Origin of the sequence: Streptacidiphilus rugosus AM-16 (assembly GCF_000744655.1) — a bacterium.
In the GTDB taxonomy this organism is placed as follows: domain Bacteria; phylum Actinomycetota; class Actinomycetes; order Streptomycetales; family Streptomycetaceae; genus Streptacidiphilus; species Streptacidiphilus rugosus.
Map to the genome: position 1 here is coordinate 1682754 of NZ_JQMJ01000004.1, position 17054 is coordinate 1699807.

Here is a 17054-nt window from a genome sequence, read left to right on the forward strand (position 1 = left end):
CCTGATAGTGCAACCAGCCCTATGGCGCACAGGCGCCGCGCCCGCGCGCCGGAGGCGCGCAGTTCCTCGCGCCCCTGGGGTGGTGCAACTTCCCCTCTGATGTGAGGGTTTCACGCCCGCGCGCCGGAGGCGCGCGGTTCCTCGCGCCCCTGACGGTGCGACTGGCCCCGCCGTCGTGGGCTACACGTTCACGCGCCAGCCCGGGACGGGGACCGCTTCGCGGAGGGCCCGGGTGTAGGGCTCGCGGGGGTCGTCGAGGACCGGGCCGCAGGCGCCCTGTTCCACCACGCGGCCGCGTCTCAGCACCAGCACCGTGTCGCAGAGCTGGCGGACGACGGCGAGGTCGTGGGAGATGAGCAGGTAGGCGAGGCCGGTCTCGGCGCGGATGTCCGTGAGCAGGTTGAGGATCTGGGCCTGGATCGAGACGTCCAGGGCCGAGACCGCCTCGTCCAGCACCAGGACCTTCGGCCGGGCCGCCAACGCGCGGGCGATGGCGACCCGTTGGCGCTGGCCGCCGGAGAGGTCGCGCGGGCGGGCGGAGGCCTGGCGTTCGGTGAGGCCGACCTGGTCGACCAGTTCGTCCAGCCGGGCCGCGCGCTCGGCGGACGAGAGCCCGCCGTGGTGCCGCAGGATCTCGTCGACGGCTGCCCGCGCACTCTGGCTCGGGTCCAGCGAGGTGTAAGGGTCCTGGAAGACGATCTGCAACTCCCGTGCCCGGGCATTGCGTTCGGCGCCTCCCCGGGCGGGGCGACTGCGGTCGCGGCCCATCACGGTGATACTGCCGCTGCCGGCCCGCTCCAGACCGACGAGCATCCGGGCGATCGTGGTCTTGCCGGAGCCGGACTCCCCCACGATCCCCAGCGAGCCGCCCGCCGGGACGGTGAAGCTGACGTCGGCGACCGCGTGGTGGGCCTTGAAGTACTTGTTCAGGCCGTGCACCTCCACGGCGTTGCTGACCGGGTTCATGCGTGGGCCTCCTCGCTCGTGCGGGCCGCGTGGATCTCCTCGACCCGCGCGCAGCGGACCAGGCCGCCGTCGAACTCGGTCAGCGGCGGCGGGGTCTGCTCGCAGCTCTCCGCGGCGAACGCGCAGCGCGGCGCGAACGCGCAGCCGGGACCGGCCTCGAAGGCCGAGACGGGACGGCCGGGGATCGCCGAGAGCCGCTCCGAGCGCTCGTCGATCGCCGGGCGGGAGCCCAGCAGGCCGAGCGTGTAGGGGTGCGCGGCCCGCTCGTGGAGCGTCCGGGCCGAGCGCAGCTCGACGATCCGGCCCGCGTACATCACCGCGACCCGGCCGCAGACCGCGAGCGCGAGGTCGAGGTCGTGGGTGATGAAGACCATCCCCATCCCCCGTTCCCTGCGCAGCCGGTCCAGGATGCCGACGACCTCGCGCTGGATGGTGACGTCCAGCGCCGTGGTCGGCTCGTCGGCCAGGATCAGCCGGGGCTCGGCCAGCAGCACGGAGGCGATCATCACCCGCTGGAGCATGCCGCCGGAGACCTCGTGCGGGTACTGGCGCAGCCGGCGGCCGGGATCGTCGATGCCGACCTCGGTCAGCACCTTCTCGGCGCGGGCCAGGGCCTCCTTCTTGCCCAGGCCACGGTTGCGGAGCAGCGCCTCGGTGAGGAAGGCCCCGATCCTGCGGGTCGGGTTGATGTGGGCCCGCGGGTCCTGGAAGACCAGGCCGACGCCGCCGTCGCGATAGCCGCGCAGCGCGCCGACGTCCATCGCGCCCACGTCGGCGCCCTCGAAGCGGATCGTGCCCGAGGCCGTCGCCGCCTGCGGCAGCAGCCGGGTGATCGCCCGGACCGTCATCGACTTGCCCGAGCCCGACTCGCCTACCAGGCCGAGCGCCTCCCCGGGCGCGAGGGTGAGGTCGACGCCGTCGAGCAGGGTGCGCGAGCCTCCGTCCTCGGTCGCGAAGTCGACGGTCAGGCCGGAGAGTTCCAGCAGCGGCTGGTCCGCTGCTGTCGGTGCGGCGGTCATGCGGCGGCTCCCACGGTGGTCTTGTCCTGGACGGCGGCAGCGGCACGGCGGGACCGGCGCAGGTAGCCCGGCGGCTTCTCACCGCTGATCCTGGCGCCCAGCACGGTCAGCGAGAGCACCGTGAGGACGATCAGGACGCCCGGGGCGATGACGGGCAGCCAGTAACCCTTGATCAGCGCGTCGCTGTCGCTGACCATCACGCCCCAGTCGGAGGCGGGCGCCTGGACCGCCAGGCCCAGGTAGGAGAGCGAGGCGAGGTCGAGCAGCGCGTAGCCGAAGGCGATCGCGGCCTGGCCGACGACCACCGGCGCGATGTTGCGCAGGATGTGCCGTCCGGTGATCCGCAGCACGCCGAAGCCCTGCACCGCCAGCGCGTCGACGTAGGGGCTCACCCGCTGCTGCCGCGCCGCGGCCCGCACGATCCGGGCCAGGAACGGGACGTAGGCGATCGACAGCGCGGCGACGGCCGGGGTCAGACCGGGACCGAACAGGGCCACCGTCAGCACCGCGAGCAGCAGGCCCGGCAGCGCGTAGACCAGGTCGAAGACCCTGGCCACCACGCCGTCGACCCAGCCGCCGTACCAGCTGGCCGCGAGCGCGAGCGGGATCCCGACGAGCAGGGAGACCCCGACCACCAGCGCCGGGCCGAGCAGGCTGGTGCGCGCGCCGTAGACGAGCCGGGACAGGATGTCCCTGCCGATGCCGTCGGTGCCCAGCAGGTGCGCGGCCGAGGGGCCGGAGTAGGCGTCCAGCAGGCTCTGCTGGTTCGGGTCGGCCGGGGCGACGAGGGCGGCGGCGATCGCGGCGAACAGCACCACGACCAGGAAGACCGCGGCCGCGATCCCCGAGCGGCCGAGCGTGCCGCGCGCCCGGGTCCAGAGGTGTGTCATGAGGTACTCCCTGCCTCGCGCAGGCGCGGGTCGACGAGGGCCTGGATCAGGTCGCTGGCCGCGTTGCACAGCACGAACGCGCCCACCAGCAGCAGGGCCACGGCCTGGACGACCGGGAAGTCCTTCTGTGCGACCGACTGGATGGTCAGCTGCCCGATGCCGGGCACGGCGAAGGCCGACTCGACCACCAGGGTCGAGGCGAAGGTGCCGGCGGTGAGCAGGCCGACCGCGGTGATGATCGGCGGCAGCGCGTTGCGCAGCACGTGGCTGCGGAGCACCGTCGCCCGGGGCAGGCCGCGCACCAGCGCGGTCTGCACGTGCTCGCGTTCCAGCTGCTCGCGCACGGCGTTGCGGGTGACGCGGGCCAGGAAGCCGCAGGAGAGCACCGCCATGGCGACCGCCGGCAGGGCCAGGCCCTGGATCCTGCCGCCGAGTCCGTCGCCCAGCCCCGAGGCCGGGAACCAGCCGAGCTTGACCGCGAAGACGGAGATCAGCAGGGTCGAGGCGACGAAGGGCGGGACGGTGACCGAGACCGAGGTGAGCATGGAGACCGCGCCGTCGACGCGTCCCGGCAGCAGCGCCGCGGCCAGGCCGGCCGCCATGCCGACGACGACCACCAGGATCATCGTCATCAGCACCAGCAGCAGGGTGTTGCCCAGCCCGGCGCCGATCCGGTCGGCGACCGGCTGGCCGGTGACCATCGAGGTGCCGAGGTCGCCGTGGAGGACCCCGGTGAGCCAGTCCCAGTAGCGGACCGGCAGCGGCTGGTCCAGGTGCAGCCGGTGCCGCACCGCCGCGCGGGCGGCGGCGGTGGGCTGGCGGCTGCCGAACAGCACGTTCTCCGGGCTGCCCGGCGCCAGGTAGAGACTGCCGAAGATGACGACGCTGGACAGGAAGAGCGTGGTGAGCAGTCCGCCCGTCCGGTGCAGCAGCAGCCGCCCCATCAGGGCGCCCCGACCGCGGTGACCCAGGCGTTGTCCATGTAGGAGAAGGTCAGCGGGGCGCCGGTGACGGCCTTGCTCTGGAAGAGCAGCGCGCGCGGCTGGACGATCGGGATCCAGGGCAGGTCCTGGCTCAGCAACTGCTGGGCCTTGAGCACCTGCTGGGCCCGCGCCTGCGGGTCGTCCGTCGCCTGGGCGGCGTCGAGCGCGGCCTGCACGCCGGGGTTGGCGTAGCCGTTGAAGTTCTGCACGCCGCTCTTGGTGCCGTAGCTCGCGTACATGGTCGCGGCCTCGGGGTACTCCATGTAGTTGATCGTCAGGAAGCCGTCGTAGGACGCGCGGGCCTTCGGGTCGGTGAAGAGGCTGCCGTACTGCTGGTCCGGCAGGCCGACCAGCTTGACCTTGAGGCCGATGGCCTGGCCGGTCTGCTGCAGCACCTGGGCCAGCTGCGTCTGGGAGGGGGTGCCCGCCGCGTAGGCGATGCTGACCTGCTTGCCGGTCGCGCCCGCCTGCTGCACCAGCTTGGTGGCGGCGGCGATGTCGGGCGCCTTGGACAGCTCGTCGTAAGCGGCCTGGTAGGTGGCCTTGGCCGGGTTGTTCAGCCAGAAGCCGGGGCCGGCGACGGCGTAGAGCGGGTCGGCCGCGCCGCCGTAGATCGCCTTGGCGATGCCGACGCGGTCGATCGCCGCGCTCAGCGCCTGCCGGGTGCGGGCGTCGGCCAGGCCGCCCGAGAAGCTGGAGACGATCAGGTCGACGTTCTGCGTGGTGGAGCCGGACTCGCCGATGTAGAGCTTGCCCGCCGCGGCCTTGCCCAACTGGGCGATGGTGGAGGACTGCAGGTCGAACGCGCCCTGGACCGTTCCGGAGGAGAGGGCGTTGGCGAGCGCGGAGGGGTCGGCCAGGAACTTGAAGGTGACCGTCTCCGCCTTGCCCGCGTGGCTCGGGTCCCAGTAGTTGGCGTTCTTCTTCAGCACCATCTGGTTGGTGCCGTCGAAGGACTGCACGGTGTAGGGGCCGGCGCAGACGACGCCGACGTTGGCGTTGCCGAAGTTGGCGCCCGCCTTGACCGCGAACGACTTCTCGACCACGGCGGCCGCCAGGATGCCGAGGTTGCGCACGAAGATGTAGTCGGGCTTGGTCAGACTGACCGTCACCTCGTGCGGCCCGGTGGCCTTGACGGTGTCGACGTCGTTGAAGGAGTCGGCGTAGTTGCTCGCCACGGCCGGGTCGAGGTTGCGGACCAGGCTGTAGACGACGTCGTCGGTGGTGACCGGCTTGCCGTCGCTGAAGGTGGCGCGCGGGTCGAGCTCGACGACGACGTGCTTCGAGTCCGGCTGCGACCAGGACTTGGCGATGCCCGGGTGCATCGTGTAGTCGGCGGCGACCCGGATCAGGGGCTCGCAGACGTTGCCGAGGATGGTCTCCTCGGGGTAGTCCGCGGTCTTGACCGGGTCCTCCGAGTAGGGGGCGCGGTAGTCGCCGGACCAGGTGAGCGAGGACAGCGGCTGGGTGCCGGGGGCGGTGGTCACCTGGGACGTGGAGAAGTTGCTCTTGGCGTCGGGGGTCTTGGCCGCGCCGCCGGAGCCGCAGGCGGTGGCGAGCAGCGCCACGGCCGTGCCGGAGAGTGCGGCACGCAGGAGTCTGGTGTTCACGGGGAGGTCTCCTCGGGTAGCGGGGCGGCGGTCAGGCGTCGGCGGCGGCGTGGACGAGTTCGCCCTGGACGTAGGTGCGCAGCACCCGCGTGTCGGCGATGGCCTGGGTCGGTCCGTCGAAGGGGTTGCGGTCGAGCACGACCAGGTCGGCGAGCTTGCCGGTCTGGAGCGAGCCGGTGAGCTCGTCGAGGTGGTTCACCCGCGCCGTCCCGGCGGTGTACGCGGCGATGGCGGAGCCGAGGTCGATCCGCTCCTCGGGGCCGAGGATCCGGTTCGGGTCCTCCTCGCCGGTGCGGTTGACCGCGACGTGGCAGCCTGCCATGACGTCGGGGGTGGAGACCGACCAGTCGCTGCCGGCGGCCAGCATCGCGCCGGCGCGCAGCAGGGAACCGAAGGGGTACTGCCAGCCGGCCCGGCGCTCACCCAGGAACGGGATGGTCAGCTCGTCCATCTGCGGCTCGTGGCAGGCCCAGAGCGGCTGCATGTTCGCGGTCGCGCCGAGGGTGCGGAAGCGGGCGATGTCGTCGGGGTGGACCACCTGGAGGTGGGCCAGATGGTGCCGGTTGCCGCGGTCGCCGTTGCGGCGCAGCGCCTCCTCGACGGCGTCGAGGGCGTTGCGGACGGCGCGGTCGCCCAGCGCGTGGAAGTGCACCTGGAAGCCGGCCGCGTCGAGTTCGGCGACGTAGCCGCCCAGCTTCTCCGGGTCGACGAAGTCCATGCCCGCGTTGCCCGAGGAGCAGCCGCAGCCGTCCAGGTAGGGCTCCAGCATGGCGGCGGTGTGGTTCTCGGCGACGCCGTCGAGCATGATCTTGACGGTGCCCGCCCGGAAGCGTTCCCCGTTGCGCTCGGCCTCGGCACGGCGGTCCTGGAAGCCGGACAGCTGCTCCAGGCCCCCCTCGCGGTCCCACCACTGGGCGGCCCGGGCCCGAGCGGTCAGCGTGCCCTCGCGGTCGCCGCGGATGTAGGCGCCGTACACGTCGCCGGGTCCGAAGGTGGCCCCGACGCCCGCGTCCTGCCAGCCGGTGATGCCGTAGCTGTGCAGGTAGGCCTGCCCGGCCAGCAGGCCCTGGTAGAAGTCCTCGTCGGAGGCGGGCGGTATACAGCGGGTGACCAGCTCGGCCGCGCCCTCTTGGAGCATGCCGGTCGGGACGCCGTCGGCGTCGCGCTCGATCCGGCCGTCGGCCGGGTCGGGGGTGTTCGCGTCGATGCCGGCGATCTCCAGTGCGCGGCTGTTGGCCCACAGGCCGTGGCCGTCGCGGTTGGGCAGCGCCACCGGACGGTTCCCGACCGCGCCGATCGCGTCCAGCAGGTCCCGGTGCGGGGTGCCGCCGGGGAACGCCTCCATGCTCCAGCCGCCGCCGGTGATCCAGGTGGCGTCCGGGCGGGCGTCGGCGTAGGCGGCGACCGCGGCGACGTATTCGTCTGCGGTACGCAGCTCGTGCAGGTCGCAGCTGCGCAGGGTGGTGCCGGCCAGCACGGGGTGGACGTGCGCGTCCTGGAAGCCGGGCAGCAGCAGCTTGCCGGCGAGATCGACGACCTCGGTGCCGGGGCCGATCAGCGGACGGACATCGTGGTCCTGCCCGACGGCGACGATGCGGCCTTCGCGGACCGCGAGGGCGCCGGCCCAGGACCTGGCCGGATCGACGGTGTAGACAGGGCCGCCGAGAAAGACCAGGTCGGCGGGGTGGTGATCGCGGTGCACGGGCGCTCCAGAGCAGGGTCGGACGGAAAACCGGGGGCAGCGCTGCCGGATGTGTGGAGTAGCAAAGCTGGTGACAACGGCCCTGTCAATGCCATTGACAGCGGCACGCCGTTACGATCGGATGAAGCGATCCCGCGTGAAGGCGTCCACAGCGCGACGCGGGACAGTCGGCCGGCGGCACGAGGCGAACGATGAGGAGGGGCCCACGTGGAGGCCCAAGTGGCGGAGCAGGCGTCGAAGCGACGCGTCGCGCTCACCCGGGAGTCGATCCTTGAGGCCGCGCTGCGGCTCAGTTCGCCGGAGGGCGGCGGCCAGCTCACCTTCAGCCGCCTCGGCAAGGAGCTGGGCGCGGACCCGACGGCGGTCTACCGGCACTTCCGCGACAAGGACGAACTCGTGCTCGCGCTCACGGATCTGGTGATCCACGAGGGCATCGAACTCGCCCGCGCGGCACTGCCGGACGGCCCCTCGGAGGACTGGCGCGCCTGGCTCACCGTCACCGCGGACAGCGTCCGCACCGCGTACCTGGCCCGCCCGGCCCTGGCCGTCCTCGCCGCCGCGCGCACCACCGCGAGCCCCGCGGAGACCGGCAGCGTCGAGGAGGTCATCGCGGTGCTCCACCGAGCCGGCCTGCCGGTCCTTGAGGCGGCCGAGTGCTACCGCCAACTCTTGGACCTCACGCTGGCGATGACGCAGTACTCCGCCGCGTTCACGGCACTGGGCCCGGCGATCCACGCCAAGGACGAGGCGGCCTGGGCGGTCAAGTACGGCATGCTCCCGGAAGAGGACTTCCCCCTGCTTCACCAGAGCGCGCAGCGGCTGACCGAGCTCTACCGGGACGACACCGAGGTCTTCCGGATGACACTCGCGACCTTCCTCGACGGCCTCTCCGTCCGCATCGACCGCGCGCACGCGGCGGAAGCCTCCGCGCGACAGGCCTGAGGCCGGCCCTCTCCGAGGGCTCGTCCCTTTTTGCCTAACCGGCACAGAACATCCGACCGGTCAGGCAAAAAGAGATGCCCCCTGCCTCGGCCGCGGGGCACGTCCTGGGCGACCGGCCGTTCGAGGATCGCGGCGGTGCCGCCGTCCGTCTGTTCCGTCGTCACCTCGTCCGCGACGGCGTTGAAGCCCTCCGAGTTCCACGTGCCGACGCGGCGACGGTTAGGACGTGCACCGCGCCATCAGGGGCCGGAACCGGATCGACTATCTTGACGCCACATCGAGCGGATGCGGGGCGCGGTCGCCGACCGCGTGGGGCTCAGTGCCGGGAGGCGTCGGGGGGCGCCTCCCCCTCCTCCTGCTCCTGCTCCTGCTCCTGCTCCTGCTCACCCTCCGTCTGCTCCCGCTCCCACAGGGTGTGTTCGCGTCGCGCCCAGGTGCGCGGCACCCAGCCGGTGCGCATACCGCGCCTGGCCTCGGGGTCCTTGACGGCCATCCGCAGATGGCCCAGCACCAGCACGCCGATGACCAGCGCCAGCCAGTCGTGCACGAAGGTCGCGCCGGTGCGCACGTCGAGCGCGGCCAGGTGCGGGAACCAGAGGATCAACCCGGTGCCGATCATCACCAACGTCCCGCCCGCGATGAGCGAGGCGTACATCTTCTGTCCCGCGTTGAACTTGCCGGCCGGCCCCGCGGTCCGCGTCCCGTGCCGCATCGCCCGCCAGGTCCAGCCCCGGTCCTCCGGCCGGAACCGGTTCAGCCTGCGCATGTCCGCGCGCACCGCGCGGAAGAAGAGCCCGACCGCGAGCGGGAACGGCAGCAGCACCCCGCTCCACTCGTGCACGACCACCAGCAACCGTCTGCGGCCCACCAGCTCGGCGAGCTGCGGCAGGTAGAGGAAGGCGGCGGTGACGATCGCGACGATCATGAGCAGGGCGGTCGTCCGGTGCACCCAGCGCTCCGCCGTGCTGAAGCGACGCAGCAGCCGGGGCTCAGTTGGAGGTGGGGGCATCGTCGCGCCCGTTGGAGCGACCGACCCAGGCTTCGACGTCATAGCCGTACTGCTCCCAGTAGCCGGGTTCGACCTGCTCCGTCACGGTGATCCCGGACAGCCACTTGGCCGACTTGTAGAAGTACATCGGCGCGACGTAGAGCCGGACCGGACCGCCGTGGGCGCTCGTCACGGGCGCGCCGTTCATCTCGTGGGCGACGATCACGTCGTCACGGTTGGCCTCGTCCAGGGTGAGGCTCTCGGTGTAGACGCCGTCGAAGCAGGTCAGCTTGATGGCCTTGCCCTTGGGCTGCACACCGGCCTGTTTCAGCAGGTCGCGGACCAGCACACCGGAGAACTCGGTGTTGGGCACCCGCCAGCCGGTCACGCACTGGACGTCCTTGACCAGGCGCGTCTGCTGCATCGCCTTGAGGTCGGCGAGCGTGTACGTGGCGGGGCGGTCGACCAGGCCGTCGACGGTGAGCCGGTAGTCGGTGTCGCTCCGGTGCGGGATCGACGAGGCCACGGAGTAGAACCGGAAACCTCCCCCACCGGGAAGCAGCCCGGTCAGGCCGGTCGGGTCCTTGCTGTTGACCGTGGCGAGCACGCTGTCGAGACCGTTCTGGATCCGCGCCCCGAACGCCACCCCCGCCCCACCGAGCGCGAGCACGCCCAGCACCACCCGCCGCCCGACCGGCGTGCCCGCGTCCACCCGACCCCGTCGTTGCATGCCTCCATCCCATCACCACACGCCCGCCCTGACCAGGGCAAAGGGGTAAGCGTCAGACTTCGGTAATACAGAAGTTGCAAGCACCTCGGGGGGCGCGCGGCAGCGAACGGTTCAGATGACGACCGGCAGGGTCAGCGGCCCGTGCATGATGCCGCTCGGGGTCCACTCCAGATCCGCACTGGGCACGGCGAGCGCCAGGTCGGGCACGCGCCGCAGCAGCGTCCCCAGCGCGACCGAACCCTCCAGCCGGGCCAACGGCGCGCCCACGCAGTAGTGGATGCCGTGGCCGAAGGAGAGGTGCCGGCCGTCCGTGCGGGTCACGTCCAGCGCGGCCTCGCCCGCGCCCGTCGCGGGGTCGCGGCCGATCGCGCTGAGCGAGACGGTGACCACGCTGCCCTTCGGGATCCGGACCCCGCCCAGCTCCAGGTCACGCGCGGCGAAGCGCAACGGCGTCTGGTCGACGGGGGCGTCGAAGCGCAGGAACTCCTCCACCGCGCCCGGCAGCAGCTCCGGGCGCTGCCGCAGCAGCGCCGCCTGCTCGGGGTGGTCCAGCAGCGCGACCGTCGCATTGCCCAGCAGGTTGACCGTGGTCTCGTGGCCCGCGATCAGCAGGATCACCGCCGTGCCGAGCAGCTCCTCGTCGCTGAGCGCGTTCTCGTCCTGCTCGTTGAGCCGGATCAGCTCGGAGAGCAGGTCCTCGCCGGGGTCCTTGCTCTTGGCCGCGAGCAACTCGGCGAAGTACCCGTGCAGCGCGATCGCGCCCGCCTGCTGCGCGGCAGAGGGCCCGGAGGAGGTGGAGCCGGACACCGCGGCCAGCGTCCAGCTGCGGAAGTCGGCCCTGGCGTCCACCGGGACGCCCAGCAGTTCGCAGATGACCAGCACCGGCAGCGGCGCGGTGAAGTCCTCGACGAGGTCGATCGGCTCCCCGGCCGCCGCCTTCGCCTCCATCGCGTCGATCAGCCCGTCGGTGATCTCCTGGATCCGGGGCCGCAGCGCCTCGACCCGCCGCGGTGTGAACGCGCGGGCGACCGGGCCGCGCAGGCGGGCGTGGTCCGGCGGGTCGGCCATCAGCATGTTGATGCCGCGGCCCTGGTACGAGCTGACGCCGGCGGCGTCCAGCGCGGCGCGGGCGACCTCCGCGTCCTTGAGCAGGTCGGGGTGGGTGAGGGCGGCGCGGCCGAGCTCGTGGTCCAGGACGAGGAAGAGGCCGAGCCCGTTCGGCTGCCGCACCCGCTGCACCGGCCCGCGGACGCGCAGCCCCGCATAACGGGCGTGCGCGTCCGCCTTGAACGCTCGGTCGTTGATCAGCGGCGCGTCGGCGTCGGCGATCGTCATCAGGGCCCTCCCCAGACGGATGACGTGTTCGCAGCAAAAGCTACCCGATCGTCAACAGCCGTGCGCCTCAGGGCTACTGCAGCCCGGTGAGGTTCACGTGCATGTTGAACCTGATCCCGTTGATCGTGGCCAGCAGGTCACCCTGGTACCGCCGCTGCTCCAGGGTGGCGCCCACGTTCCCCCTGCCCTCGAGCGCCTTGTCCTGCGGATCGAGGCCGGCGAACGCCGTGAAGATGCCGCCGAGCGTGGCGGCCACACGGCCGACCTGGGTCCACTCGTCACGTAGCTCCTCGTAGGTCTCCGGGTCGAACGGCTGGCCGCCCAGGCCCAGGTTGACGCGCTCTCCCGCGACGTACGCATCCGCCATCTGCTGCAGGATTCCGTGAACCGCGGAGCCGTGGAACCGTCCGTCGGTCGCGATCGTGGCGATCAGACGGTCCCCGTCGACCTGTCCCAGACGACCCGCCCGGACGGCGTCCCTGTGGAGCTCCATGCGATCCGCTTCGAGCGCTTTGATCGCCTCCGGGTAACCGAACTCGGGGTTGCAGGCGATGCCGAGCGTGAGCCTCCACTTGTGCTCCCCGACGAACTCCGGGTCGAACCCCCACTTCTCGCAGTGCGCTCGCAGTTCGGCGTCCGCCTCGGCGCGGTCCTTCGCGTGCCTTCCAGCCATCGGCTGCACGATGCCCCCTGGCATGTCTCGGAAAAGTTCAAAGTTGCCACCTGCCAAGCAAATTGGCACTCGGAATCGCCCACTTCGTTCTGGTGGCCTCGCGCCCCGCCGCGCACAATGCACGCCATGAACATGGACGGCAGAGCTGCGGTGGTCACCGGCGGATCGCGCGGGATCGGGCGGGAGGTGGCCAGGGAGCTGCTCGCCGCCGGGGCGTCGGTGCTGATCGGCGCACGGGGGAAGGCCGGTCTCGACGAGGCGCTGGCCGAGCTCGGGCCCGCGCCAGGACGGCTGGTCGCGGCGGCAGGCTCGGCCGGGGATCCGGTGGACGTGCGCCGCTGGGCCGGTCTCGCGCTGGAGAGCTTCGGGCGGCTGGACTACGTGGTCTGCAACGCGGGAGCGAACCAGCCGCTCGGCCCGGCCGTCGAGGGCGACCCCTTCGCCTGGGCGGAGACCTTCGCCGTCAACGTCCACGGCCCGCTGGCCCTGGTCCGCGCGGCCTGGGAGGGCTGGATGCGGGAGCACGGCGGCGCGATCGTCACCGTGGTCACCGAGGGCGTGCACGGGGTCGGCCCCGGTCTGGCGGCCTACGAGACGAGCAAGGCGGCGCTGCTGCAGCTCACCCGCCACCTCGCCGCCGAGCTCGCGCCGCAGGTGCGCGTCAACGCGGTCTCCCCCGGCCTGGTCCGCACCGAGCTGGCGCGCTTCTACTGGGAGCGGGACGAGGCCGGCCTGGCCGCCGCCACCCCGCTGGCCCGGCTCGGCGAGCCGGAGGACGTCGCCCGCGCCGTGGTCTGGCTGCTGTCGCCGGACTCGGGCTGGGTGACCGGCGCGGACCTGCTGGTGGACGGTGGCCGCCGGGTCCGCGCGGGCATGCGCGCGCCCGGCTCGGCGGCCCCGGCCGGGGAGGCGGCGCAGAGGGCCGGGGAGGGCCTGGGGAGGGCGCTGTGAAGGAGGCGGCGGGACAGGCTCCGGAACAGGCAGAATGGTCCGGTGACCCTGACTGATCTCATCCCCGCAGAGCCCCAGCCCGACGACCTGTTCACCGCCTTCGCCGGCTGGGTCGAGGAGCGCGGGATCACCCTCTATCCCGCTCAGGAAGAGGCGCTGATCGAGATCGTCTCGGGCAACAACGTCATCCTGAACACCCCGACCGGCTCGGGGAAGTCCCTGGTCGCCGCGGGCGCGCACTTCGCCGCGCTGGCGATGGGGCAGCGCACCTTCTACACCGCGCCGATCAAGGCCCTGGTCTCGGAGAAGTTCTTCGACCTGGTCAAGATGTTCGGCACCGAGAAGGTCGGCATGATGACGGGCGACGCCTCGGTCAACCCGACCGCGCCGATCATCTGCTGCACGGCGGAGGTGCTGGCCAGCATCGCGCTGCGCGACGGTGCGCAGGCGGACGTCGGCCAGGTCGTGATGGACGAGTTCCACTTCTACGCCGAGCCGGACCGCGGCTGGGCCTGGCAGGTGCCGCTGATCGAGCTGCCGCAGGCGCAGTTCCTGCTGATGTCGGCGACGCTGGGCGACGTGCGCCGCTTCGAGACGGACCTCAAGCGCCGCACCGGCCGCCCGACCACCACGGTCTCCTCGGCGACGCGTCCGGTCCCGCTCTTCTACGAGTACCAGCGGACCCCCATCCACGACACGCTGGAGGACCTGCTCAAGTCCGGCAACGCCCCCGTCTACGTCGTGCACTTCACCCAGGCCGCGGCGGTGGAGCGGGCGCAGGCGCTGATGAGCATCAACATGTGCACCAAGGCCGAGAAGGAGGCGATCGCCTCGCTGATCGGCAACTTCCGGTTCACCACCAAGTTCGGCCGCAACCTGTCCCGCTACGTGCGCCACGGCATCGGCATCCACCACGCGGGCATGCTGCCGAAGTACCGCCGCCTGGTGGAGCGGCTGGCGCAGGCCGGTCTGCTGAAGGTGATCTGCGGGACGGACACCCTCGGCGTCGGCGTCAACGTGCCGATCCGCACCGTGCTGTTCACCGCGCTGAGCAAGTACGACGGCCAGCGGGTGCGGATGCTGCGCGCCCGCGAGTTCCACCAGATCGCGGGCCGCGCCGGGCGCGCGGGCTTCGACACGGTGGGGACGGTCGTCGCGCAGGCGCCCGAGCACGTCATCGAGAACGAGCGGGCCGTCGCCAAGGCGGGCGACGACCCGAAGAAGAAGCGCAAGGTCGTACGGAAGAAGGCGCCCGAGGGCTTCGTCTCCTGGGGCGAGGAGACCTTCACCAAGCTGATCGACGCCGCGCCGGAGCCGCTGGTCTCCCGCTTCAAGGTCAGCCACCTGATGCTGCTCTCCGTCATCAACCGCCCGGGCAACGCCTTCGAGGCGATGCGGCACCTGCTGACGGACAACGACGACGACCCGAAGACCCGCCGCCGCCACATCCGCGAGGCGATCGCCATCTACCGCTCGCTGGAGGCGGGCGGCGTCGTCGAGCGCCTTCCGCACCCGGACGAGACCGGCCGCATCGTCCGGCTGACGGTCGACCTCCAGGACGACTTCTCACTCACCCAGCCGCTGTCCACCTTCGCGCTGGCCGCGTTCGAACTGCTGGACCCGGCGTCACCGTCGTACGCGCTGGACGTCCTCTCGGTCGTCGAGTCGACGCTGGACGACCCGCGGCAGATCCTGCACGCGCAGGAGAACAAGGCGCGCGGCGAGGCCGTCGCGGAGATGAAGCGCGACGGGATCGAGTACGAGGAGCGGATGGAGCGGCTGCAGAACATCAGCTACCCCAAGCCGCTGGAGGAGCAGCTCGAGTACGCCTACGAGGTCTACCGCCGCGCCCACCCGTGGATCAGCGACCACCCGCTGCGCCCGAAGACGGTCGCCCGCGACCTCTACGAGCGGGCGATGACCTTCGTCGACTACGTCGGCTTCTACGAGCTCCCGCGCACCGAGGGCCTGGTCCTGCGGTACCTGGCCGGGGCCTACAAGGCGCTGGAGCACACCGTCCCCGACGACCTCAAGTCGGAGGACCTGCGCGATCTCTCCTCCTGGCTGGGCGAGCTGGTCCGTCAGGTGGACTCCTCGCTCCTCGACGAGTGGGAGCAGCTGGCCAACCCGGAGGACGAGGAGGAGCTGGAGCAGTCCCTCGACGAGAAGACCGCCCCGGTCACCGCGAACAAGCGCGCCTTCCGCGTCCTGGTCCGCAACGCGATGTTCCGCCGCGTGGAACTGGCCGCGCTGGAGCACCACGCCGCGCTGGCGGAGCTGGACTCCGAGGACGGCGGCTGGGACGCGGACCGCTGGGCCGACGCGATGGACCCGTACTGGGACGAGCACGACGACCTCTTCACCGGCCCGGACGCCCGCGGCCCGAAGATGCTCATCATCGACGAGGACTCGGTCCAGGGCGCCTGGCTCGTCCGCCAGATCTTCGACGACCCGGCCGGCGACCACGACTGGGGCATCAGCGCCGAGGTCGACCTCACCTCCTCCGACGAGGAGGGCCGCGCCGTCCTCCGCGTCACCGAGGTCAGCCGCCTGGGCTGAGCCTCACGCAGTGGCCCCTCCGCCCCGCTCCCGCCCGGCCTTCCGAGCGGCGGCGGGGCCCGCGCGTCGCGAGCCCTTCACGCGTCCCACGCCCGGCCGGACACCACCTCAGCCGTCCTGTCGTCGTCCCGGATCTCCGCCACCCCGGCAGCGTACCGAGGCCGGGGCCGGTCACCGGCGCAGCAGGGTGACGCCGTCCCGGGTGTCGATCAGTTGGTAGCCCTGGGCCTCGAAGCCCGCGAGGGCGGCTTCGGCGGCGTCGGAGGAGCAGGGGGCGACGGCTTTGGAGTCGGTGGAGTCGACGACGACCCAGGCCGGGCCCGGGGTGGTCTGGGGGGAGCAGACCAGGGTGACCGTGGTGCGGTGGACCAGTTGGGCCGCGAGGCGGTTGCTGGCGGCGACGGTCACGCCGTCGGGGATCTCGGAGAGGACCGCGTCGGCCGCGCGGACGTGGGGGCTGGTCGTCCACTCCGAGGGGAACGCCAGCTCTCTCAGGGGGAAGAAGGGGATCAGCGCCAGCGTCACCGCCGCGCTGCCCGCCAGCAGGCCCCGGCGGACGCGGCGCCGCAGCGGCAGGCGGCCGAGCGCGTGGACGAAGCCGCCGAAGACGATCGGCATCAGCACCGCGCTGTAGTGGTAGGCGACGCCCCAGTAGTGCGAGTTGCCGGAGGCGAAGCGCCACAGCAGCGTCGGCGCGCAGAGCAGGGTCAGCGGGGAGCGCACCGCGAGGAACGCCGTGGGCCCGAGCAGCATCAGCACCGTGAGCCATTTGACGCCCGGCCAGGGCACATGCAGCAGCAGGCCGACCAGCGAGCCGTCGCCGCCCGCCTGGGTCACGCCGCCGGTGGTCGCGCTGCCGCCGCCGGTGACCTGCTGCCAGTAGTCGAAGCCGCCGTGCTCGTTGAGCGCGGGCAGCAGCACGAGGACCTCGAAACAGGTGCCGAGCGCCCCGGCTGCGGTGAGCCAGAGGCCGAGGCGGCGCGGGCCGAGCAGCGCGACGTAGACGCCGATCGCGGCGACGGTCAGTCCCTGATCCTCCTTCACCAGCAGCAGCGGCAGCGACCAGAGCGCGGCCGCGCGCCACCGCTCCTCCCCCAGCGCCCGCACCGCGAACGCGATCAGCGGCACCGCGAAGGCGATCTCGTGGAAGTCGAAGTCGGCCGCCTGCACGATCCCCCACGACGCGCCCACGCCCAGACCGACCACCAGGGCGGCCCGCGGCCCACGCGTCCGCCGCGCCCAGTCGGCCAGCGGGACGATCGCCAGGGCGAAGAGCACGCTCTGCGCGACCAGCAGCGTCACCGGGCTGGGGAAGACCCGGTAGAGGGGCGCGAGCAGGGCGACGGCGGGGCTGAAGTGGTCGCCGAGGACGTCGAAGCCGGCCCCCTTGAGCGGGGTGATCGGCGCCTGCAGGTGCGCGTAGGCGCGCACGGCCTGCTCGAAGATGCCGAGGTCGAAGCCGGCCGTCAGCTGCTGGTCGTGCCGGCGCACCGACAGCAGCGTGTAGAGCACGGCGAACAGCCCTGCCACGCCCCAGCTGTACGCCCACGCCGGTATCCGGCCGTCCCGGCCGCCCAGCTCCCCCGGCAGCCCCGGCAGGGCCCGCAGCCGTCGTTGTGCGACGACTGTCACCTCGGTTGTACTCACTCGCCGCTTCCCACCCCGTCAGCCTGCAAACCCGACCACCATACGCGTCGCCCTCGTGA

The 17054-nt window shown here is 72.2% G+C and carries 14 protein-coding genes; 3 read left to right on the forward strand and 11 right to left on the reverse strand.

All coding sequences use genetic code 11. The features are described 5' to 3' along the window. Positions 1-180 precede the first annotated feature (180 nt). From BS83_RS16770 to BS83_RS16795, 6 genes are read right to left on the reverse strand one after another with little or no spacing between them, the layout of a single operon-like run. Positions 181-966, reverse strand: a complete 786-nt coding sequence (locus BS83_RS16770) for an ABC transporter ATP-binding protein (RefSeq protein ID WP_037604582.1) — start codon at positions 964-966, stop codon at positions 181-183. Next, a complete protein-coding gene (locus BS83_RS16775; protein ID WP_037604583.1) occupies positions 963-1985 on the reverse strand; it encodes an ABC transporter ATP-binding protein in 1023 nt (340 codons plus the stop codon). The genes BS83_RS16770 and BS83_RS16775 overlap by 4 nt, the downstream gene beginning before the upstream one ends. Further along, positions 1982-2875, reverse strand: a complete 894-nt coding sequence (locus BS83_RS16780; protein ID WP_063774178.1) for an ABC transporter permease — start codon at positions 2873-2875, stop codon at positions 1982-1984. The genes BS83_RS16775 and BS83_RS16780 overlap by 4 nt, the downstream gene beginning before the upstream one ends. Next, positions 2872-3819 carry an ABC transporter permease gene (locus BS83_RS16785; protein WP_037604584.1) on the reverse strand — a complete coding sequence of 316 codons (948 nt, stop codon included), beginning with the start codon at positions 3817-3819 and terminating at the stop codon, positions 2872-2874. Before BS83_RS16785 ends, BS83_RS16780 begins: the two co-directional genes overlap by 4 nt. Next, positions 3819-5468, reverse strand: coding sequence for an ABC transporter substrate-binding protein (locus tag BS83_RS16790; protein ID WP_037604585.1), 1650 nt, complete (start codon positions 5466-5468; stop codon positions 3819-3821). Before BS83_RS16790 ends, BS83_RS16785 begins: the two co-directional genes overlap by 1 nt. A gap of 31 nt (positions 5469-5499) precedes the next feature. After that, the gene (locus tag BS83_RS16795) at positions 5500-7170 is read right to left on the reverse strand and encodes an amidohydrolase (protein WP_037604586.1); all 1671 of its coding nucleotides are present in this window, start codon (positions 7168-7170) and stop codon (positions 5500-5502) included. Between the two features lie 207 nt (positions 7171-7377). Here BS83_RS16795 and BS83_RS41880 point away from each other — a divergent pair, with 207 nt between their 5' ends. After that, positions 7378-8112, forward strand: coding sequence for a TetR/AcrR family transcriptional regulator (locus tag BS83_RS41880; protein ID WP_084713589.1), 735 nt, complete (start codon positions 7378-7380; stop codon positions 8110-8112). A gap of 316 nt (positions 8113-8428) precedes the next feature. On the opposite strand, the gene BS83_RS16805 is transcribed toward BS83_RS41880, so the two are convergent. From BS83_RS16805 to BS83_RS16820, 4 genes are all read right to left on the reverse strand, one after another. Further along, the gene (locus tag BS83_RS16805) at positions 8429-9163 is read right to left on the reverse strand and encodes a cytochrome b/b6 domain-containing protein (protein WP_084713591.1); all 735 of its coding nucleotides are present in this window, start codon (positions 9161-9163) and stop codon (positions 8429-8431) included. Then, positions 9102-9830 (reverse strand): molybdopterin-dependent oxidoreductase, encoded by a 729-nt coding sequence (locus BS83_RS16810; protein ID WP_037604587.1) that lies wholly within the window; start codon positions 9828-9830, stop codon positions 9102-9104. The genes BS83_RS16805 and BS83_RS16810 overlap by 62 nt, the downstream gene beginning before the upstream one ends. A 111-nt stretch (positions 9831-9941) precedes the next feature. Further along, positions 9942-11165 carry a cytochrome P450 family protein gene (locus BS83_RS16815; protein ID WP_037604588.1) on the reverse strand — a complete coding sequence of 408 codons (1224 nt, stop codon included), beginning with the start codon at positions 11163-11165 and terminating at the stop codon, positions 9942-9944. Between the two features lie 73 nt (positions 11166-11238). Beyond that, a complete protein-coding gene (locus BS83_RS16820; protein WP_037604589.1) occupies positions 11239-11838 on the reverse strand; it encodes a hypothetical protein in 600 nt (199 codons plus the stop codon). Positions 11839-11964: 126 nt separating this feature from the next. On the opposite strand from BS83_RS16820, the gene BS83_RS16825 reads away from it, so the two are divergent. Both BS83_RS16825 and BS83_RS16830 read left to right on the forward strand, forming a co-directional pair. Next, positions 11965-12789, forward strand: a complete 825-nt coding sequence (locus tag BS83_RS16825) for an SDR family oxidoreductase (protein WP_232248368.1) — start codon at positions 11965-11967, stop codon at positions 12787-12789. Between the two features lie 42 nt (positions 12790-12831). Then, the gene (locus tag BS83_RS16830) at positions 12832-15348 is read left to right on the forward strand and encodes a DEAD/DEAH box helicase (protein WP_037604590.1); all 2517 of its coding nucleotides are present in this window, start codon (positions 12832-12834) and stop codon (positions 15346-15348) included. Positions 15349-15519: 171 nt separating this feature from the next. Here BS83_RS16830 and BS83_RS16835 read toward each other — a convergent pair whose 3' ends face one another. After that, the gene (locus BS83_RS16835) at positions 15520-16980 is read right to left on the reverse strand and encodes a DUF2079 domain-containing protein (RefSeq protein WP_232248369.1); all 1461 of its coding nucleotides are present in this window, start codon (positions 16978-16980) and stop codon (positions 15520-15522) included. Positions 16981-17054: the final 74 nt, after the last annotated feature.